8 protein-coding genes are annotated in these 6,444 nt (G+C 37.6%); 7 read left to right on the forward strand and 1 reads right to left on the reverse strand.

The features are described from left to right. Positions 1–640, forward strand: a 640-nt coding sequence (locus Aba26S_RS20235) for a multicopper oxidase domain-containing protein (RefSeq protein WP_043974813.1), incomplete at its 5' end; no start/stop codon positions are given. Then, on the forward strand, positions 627–1,511 hold the full coding sequence (locus Aba26S_RS20240; protein WP_004801527.1) for a copper resistance protein B: 885 nt from the start codon (positions 627–629) through the stop codon (positions 1,509–1,511). The genes Aba26S_RS20235 and Aba26S_RS20240, both read left to right, overlap by 14 nt. A gap of 49 nt (positions 1,512–1,560) precedes the next feature. Here Aba26S_RS20240 and cadR read toward each other — a convergent pair whose 3' ends face one another. Beyond that, positions 1,561–1,965 (reverse strand): Cd(II)/Pb(II)-responsive transcriptional regulator, encoded by a 405-nt coding sequence (gene cadR, locus Aba26S_RS20245; protein ID WP_004699715.1) that lies wholly within the window; start codon positions 1,963–1,965, stop codon positions 1,561–1,563. 84 nt (positions 1,966–2,049) lie between these two features. On the opposite strand from cadR, the gene Aba26S_RS20250 reads away from it, so the two are divergent. The 5 genes from Aba26S_RS20250 to Aba26S_RS20270 form a co-directional block, all read left to right on the forward strand. Then, a complete protein-coding gene (locus Aba26S_RS20250; protein WP_004699717.1) occupies positions 2,050–3,330 on the forward strand; it encodes a cation transporter in 1,281 nt (426 codons plus the stop codon). A gap of 10 nt (positions 3,331–3,340) precedes the next feature. Then, positions 3,341–3,598 carry a FeoA family protein gene (locus Aba26S_RS20255; RefSeq protein ID WP_004699719.1) on the forward strand — a complete coding sequence of 86 codons (258 nt, stop codon included), beginning with the start codon at positions 3,341–3,343 and terminating at the stop codon, positions 3,596–3,598. Continuing rightward, positions 3,588–5,417, forward strand: a complete 1,830-nt coding sequence (locus tag Aba26S_RS20260; RefSeq protein ID WP_004699721.1) for a ferrous iron transporter B — start codon at positions 3,588–3,590, stop codon at positions 5,415–5,417. Before Aba26S_RS20255 ends, Aba26S_RS20260 begins: the two co-directional genes overlap by 11 nt. A 125-nt stretch (positions 5,418–5,542) precedes the next feature. After that, complete coding sequence (locus tag Aba26S_RS20265; RefSeq protein ID WP_004699723.1) at positions 5,543–5,947, forward strand: hypothetical protein; 405 nt, start codon at positions 5,543–5,545, stop codon at positions 5,945–5,947. 80 nt (positions 5,948–6,027) lie between these two features. Continuing rightward, positions 6,028–6,444, forward strand: a 417-nt coding sequence (locus Aba26S_RS20270; protein ID WP_043974817.1) for a TolC family protein, incomplete at its 3' end; no start/stop codon positions are given.

Below are 6,444 nucleotides of genomic sequence, written 5' to 3' on the forward strand. Positions count from 1 at the left end.
TATGACAGACAGCTCAAAAGATCAATCTATGTCAGGTATGAACCATGGCATGCAAATGACTACATCTAATGCACCTACACAAGAAAAGAATGGTGATGTTGTATATGGCTGGGCAAATGCTTCAACACCTGTTGGTCAAAAAGCACTTCAATATAGTGACTTACAATCTTTAAAGCCTCAACCAGATACTCGTGCCCCTGAACGTGAAATGGAAATCCGTCTTGGTGGGAACATGGAGCGCTATATTTGGACAATTAATGGTAAGAAGTTTAATGAAACAGAACCATTCAAAGTGAAATACGGGGAACGTATACGCTTGAAATTTGTGAATGACAGTATGATGGCTCACCCAATGCACTTGCACGGTATGTTTATGCAGCTTGAAAATGGTCAAGATCCAAGTAATATGCCAAATAAACACACGATCATTGTGCCACCGGGGAAAACAGTTACAACTTTACTTACTGCTGATGAATTGGGTGAATGGGCTATCCACTGCCATTTGTTATATCACATGGCAGCTGGAATGATGAACAAACTCATTGTGGCAAATGTAGATAGCAATGATGATGATACGAAAAGTATCGTTGCCCAACCTCAAACTAGCCATGAGGGAGTGAATCAACATGCACATCACTAAACAGTTATATTCAAAAACAATTTTATCTGTTGCTTTAATTGGCTTAGCGGGTATGGCATTTGCGAATGATAATTCGACTGAAAATCTAAATAAGAGTACGTCAAGTATGAGTGTGCTTTTACGCGAATCAGGCGGATTAGGCTATGTTGAACGTAATACTGATCAAAAGTCTTCAAACAGCAAAGGGTCTGAAACTTTAGCTTTTAGCCAAAATCATATGAACGAGCATGGTGGGCAAATTTATCAGACAACTAAATTTTCCAATGAGTGGATAGTTGATAAAGATGGAAAGGGCAGCTTAGGTTCGAGTTTCGAGGCATTGATTGGAACAGATGAAAATCGAATGTTTGTTGAAGCTAATATGAATAAAGCGGAGAGTAATGATCCCAAATATGATGTATCAGCTCTTTACAGTAGAAATGTTGCACCATTTTGGGATGTACAAGCTGGGGTAAGGTATAGTGAGGACAAAAATAACCGTAATAGTAATCGCATTGATGGCGTTATTGGATTATTAGGCCTTGCACCTTATTTCTTTGAGACAAAAGCCTACCTTTATGGTGGTGAAAATAATTTTTGGGGAGCCAGTTTTGAGTTTGATCGAGATCTATTACTCACTCAAAAGCTAATTACTCAGCCATATATTGCAGCAGATATTGTGTTTAATGATAATTCTGATTTTGCTACAAAGTCAGGTTTGTCTGAGTTAAAGACAGGTCTAAAAACTCGTTACGAGATTAATAAGCGTATAAGACCATTTGTTGATGTCGCTTATCAATATGAAAAAGGACAGAAATTAACAACTTTTCAAGAAGCTACAAATTCTGAAAAGGGGTGGTTATACGGGGCAGGTATTGAATTAGTTTTCTAAATATTTTATTAAGAATGAATAATGGTGATATTCCATTATTCATTCTTAATTATTTTAAACTTACGGATAACCCTTCAAGTACTTTACAAGAGTTAATTTCCAAAAAACCAGAGCATTTGCTTCTTAAATCAGAAAGTTGTTGCTTAAGCTGAATCTGTTTTTGGATATTCTGCTCTAATTGATGAATATGTTTATCAACTAAGATGTTAATAGAACTACAGTTTCCACAAGGTTTGTCTTTGTATGCTAATAAAATTTTTATTTCGTCCAAGCTCATATTCAAAGTTCGGCAATTAAGAATAAATAGAAGTCGCTCTAAGTGGTCTTTGTTATAAAGTCGATAATTAGCTTCCGAACGATTAGGGGCTAGTAATAAAGCTTCTTTTTCATAAAACCGTATTGTAACAACAGGGCAACCGGATAGCTGAGATAATTCACCAATTTTTAAGTTCATTTCAAGTCACCTGATCTATTGACTCTATAGTAGCTATAGGGATTTTAATATGCAATACGTGAAGATATGACTATAGGCACATCAATGAGTGGTTGCGGTTGTAATCAAGAAAGTTCTTGTGAAGACACTAAGCAAAAACAAAATGAATCAAAAACAGATTCTTGTAAAATTAAAGATTTAGCTACAGAAGAAAGTGAAAGTTCTTGTTGCGATAATGAGGTACAGCAAGAACCTAACCCTGATGAAAAAGATTCATGCGGTAGTAAGCAGTCGAATTCATGCTGTGGTTCGGATTCGATAACTTCACCTGAAAAGATTAGGGGGAGTGAAGATACAGCGACTTTCATCAGTGACTATAGCATCCCGAAAATGGATTGTTCCGCAGAGGAACAAATGGTTCGGATGACTTTATCTTCATTGGTAGATGTTAAGAGCTTGGTTTTTGATTTGCCGAACCGAAACCTAAAAGTTCTGCATAATGGTGAAAGTAATGAAATCACTGCAAAACTTGAAGCTCTTGGATTTGGGGCAAAATTAAATAAAACTGAAGCTTATGAAAATAAAGAACAAGCACAAGAAGCTAGTACTTTTCTGATTCCGAAGATGGATTGTTCGGCAGAAGAGCAAATGGTAAGAATGGCACTTTCTCCCTTGCATGAAGTTAAAGGTTTATCTTTTGATTTGGCGCAAAGACAGTTAGTTGTTTTCCATACCAATGGGATTAATGAAATTACCACAAAACTTGAAGCCCTAGGTTTTGGTGCAAAGCTCGTGGAAACAGTAAAAGCCACTGGGGAATTGCCTGAAACACCAGATCCGACTAAGCAGGCGAAAGTCCTTAAATTATTACTAGCGATTAATGGTGTTCTTTTTTTTATTGAGTTCATAAGTGGAATTATTGCCGCATCGACGGGGCTCATTGCGGACTCTCTTGATATGTTTGCTGATGCGGCCGTTTACGGTATAGCACTTTACGCGGTAGGGAAAGCGGCTAAATACCAATTAAAAGCAGCTCATTTTGCAGGATGGATTCAACTTTTATTAGCTTTGATCGTTATTATTGATGTTGTCAGACGTTTCATGTTCGGTAGTGAACCAGAGTCAGATTTGATGATCATTATTGGCTTCTTAGCACTTATTGCCAATGTGACGTGCTTGTATCTCATTTCTGGGCATAGAGATGGCGGAGCCCATATGAAAGCGAGTTGGATCTTTTCAGCTAATGACGTAATAGTAAATATGGGGGTTATTTTAGCAGGTGTACTTGTTGCATGGACTGGTTCAGCTTACCCAGATTTGATTATTGGTATTCTTGTTTCACTGTTTGTACTGAATGGCGCTCGAAAAATTTTGGCGTTGAAGTAGGGTGCTGACAATGAATTTATTTCAAGTAAAGCAAGACCAGACTGTAAAAATCATTGATCTTAAAAAGGGTGAACAGTATCAAGATAAAAATGATCCTGTTCTGGAGCGTTTAGAACTGCTGGGCTTTAGAGTAGGTGAATCCTTACAAGTGCTTGCGAAAGGGCTTTTTGGTGGTGATCCTGTGTTGGTTCAAATCGAAACCTCACGTTTCGCCTTAAGAAAAAATGAAGCAGAACGAATTTTTGTAGAGATTACCAATGGACACTAAAAATATTGCACTTGTTGGTAATCCTAATTGCGGTAAAACATCACTTTTTAACACCCTCACAGGGACTCGTCAAAAAGTTGCAAATTATGCTGGGGTAACGGTAGAACGGAAAGAGGGATTTTTTAAACTGCCATCTGGTGATACCGTTCGAGTATTGGATTTGCCTGGGACTTATAGTTTAAAACCGAGCAGTTTAGATGAGGAGGTAACTAGAGCAGTATGCTTTGGTGAATTAAAAGGCGAAGTTATACCTGATATTTTTGTATGTGTTGTCGATGCTACGAATCTTCATCTTCATTTAAGTCTTGTACTTGAAGTCAGGGCTTTAAACAGACCAATGTTACTTGTTCTTAACATGATGGATGAGGTTAGAAAGCGTGGGATTTCAATTGATACAACGAAGCTATCTCAGCTTTTAGGTATTCCTGTTGTTGAGTCAGTAGCTGTAAAAACAAAAGGCATTCAGGGGCTATTGACCCAATTGGATCAAAAGAATTTGTTTGTTGCCCCTTATCATTCTGATCTGAGTCACTTTGACCAAATCAAATATATTACAAAACAAGTCATCTTGAAAAATGATAATGGTGATAAACGAACGGCTTTCTTGGACAAAATATTCTTACATCCAGTTTTTGGATTATTAATATTGACCTTTACCATGTTTGTAATGTTTCAGGCTGTCTTTATTTGGGCTCAACCGTTAATTTCCTTTGTTGAGGATTCGATTTCATGGTTTGGTGGGGCGATAGGACCTCTGATTACTCATCCACTTTTAAGAAGTTTGGTCGTTGATGGTGTAATTGCAGGTGCTGGTAGTGTACTCGCGTACATGCCTCAAATTCTGATCTTATTTTTCTTTATTTTAATTTTAGAAGAATCGGGATACTTACCTAGAGCTGCTTTTTTGTTAGATAAGCTGATGTCTAAAGCTGGTTTAAGTGGGCGTTCATTTATTCCACTACTTTCGAGCTTTGCTTGTGCAATTCCCGGAGTCATGGCGACTAGAAGTATTAGCTCTGAAAGAGATCGTTTAGCAACGATTATGATTGCACCTTTAATGACGTGTTCTGCACGACTACCTGTATATGCTTTGCTGATCGCTGCATTCATTCCAAACAAGTTGGTTTATGGTTGGCTCAGTTTACAAGGTCTAGTTCTGTTCGGGCTTTACATGTCAGGAATCGTATCCGCTTTATTGGTTTCTTTATTCCTGAAATTAGTCAGAAAAGATAAAACTGAAAGTATTTTCATTTTTGAATTACCTACATACCGTATTCCAGATGTTCGAAATGTAGCTTTGGGGCTTTATGATAGAGCAACTATATTCTTAAAAAGAGTTGGTGGAATTATTGTCGCACTTTCTATTTTATTATGGTTCTTGGTAACGTTCCCTTTACCACCTGATAATCCAACAATGCCACCAATCAATTATAGTATTGCTGGACAGTTAGGGCATCTAATCCATCCAATATTTGCTCCGATTGGATTTACTTGGGAAATTTGTATTGCTTTGATTCCTGCAATGGCAGCTCGTGAAGTGATTATTGCTGCGTTAGGGGTGATCTATGCAATGTCTGGTGATGAAGATGCAGTTACCCAGACTTTATTATCTCAAATATCTGGTCCGGATGGATGGGGGCTAGCGACAGGTATGTCATTGTTAGTTTGGTTTATCTTTGCCCCGCATTGTTTAGCAACACTAGCGACCATTCGAAGAGAAACAGGGAGTTGGAAACAACCAGTCGTAATGGCTGTATATCTCTTTTCATTGGCTTATTTATTTTCCTTTATAACTTATCAAGTTATAAGTCGGTTTTAATTTAGAAGGCGGTTGTTGATATAAACCAACAACCGCTGTTTAATGAATTAGTTTAATTAATTATAGGATTGTTATTTACAGGATAATCTGTAAAACTAAAAAGGTTAAATTTTGGTCTTGATGTTATGCACTTGTTAAGGACATGCTTATCGCTGTTTTTATCTTTTGCTATCCTAATTGTAGGATCGGCAGCAGCTGCTGCATCTGTACATAGCCCATGTTTAATGTCATCTCAAGATACACAATCCATGCAAATGATGAATTCTGAAGATCATGAAAAAGCAAGTGCTATGCACATGGATTGTATGAAAGCTGAGGTAAAGATTAAGAAGCAATTACATGATCCATCATGTATGTCTAAGCAAGATTGTATTATGTCATTTTCTAAAATTGCATATACATCTACAGCGCTGGATGTTTTGCAGTCGATGATTTTTTTACCTGCGGAACAGTCTACTTTTTCTCCATTAAATCAAAATTTCATCTCATCTGATCTTTCCAATTTATGGAAACCCCCACGCTTTAACTAATTTGATGATTCTTCATCATTCATAGAGTTTTCTATGGGTGTTCTGCACGTGCGCGTGTACATCATTTTAGAGCTAAAAATATGAACTTTAATAAAGGAAAGCTGTCCCTAAAATGGGGTGGATGCTCGATTGCGACGATCTGTTTTTTCTTGAGTTATGGACATGCTTATGCCCAGCCACTGACTTTGGATACAGCATTGAAGCTTGCTGAGCGATATGCGCCTGCTCTAAGAGCTAATAGTGCTCAGATTGAAGGTGCTGAGAATATAGTTTCAGCTTCAGGTATTTTGCCCAATCCTAAACTATTTGTGGGTCTCGATAATTACCCTGTATCAGGTGATGCTGCATGGTCTGTCACACAAGAGGGGATGACGATGCAAAAGATTGGCATCATGCAAGATTTTCCAAATCGTGCCAAAAGATTAGCTGAAGTTGAATTAGCAAAAGCTGAATTGGGTTCAGCAAATGCTCAAACAGAAATTCTGCGAATTGAGTTA

Origin of the sequence: Acinetobacter sp. NBRC 110496, from assembly GCF_000876115.1 — a bacterium.
In the GTDB taxonomy this organism is placed as follows: Bacteria; Pseudomonadota; Gammaproteobacteria; order Pseudomonadales; family Moraxellaceae; genus Acinetobacter.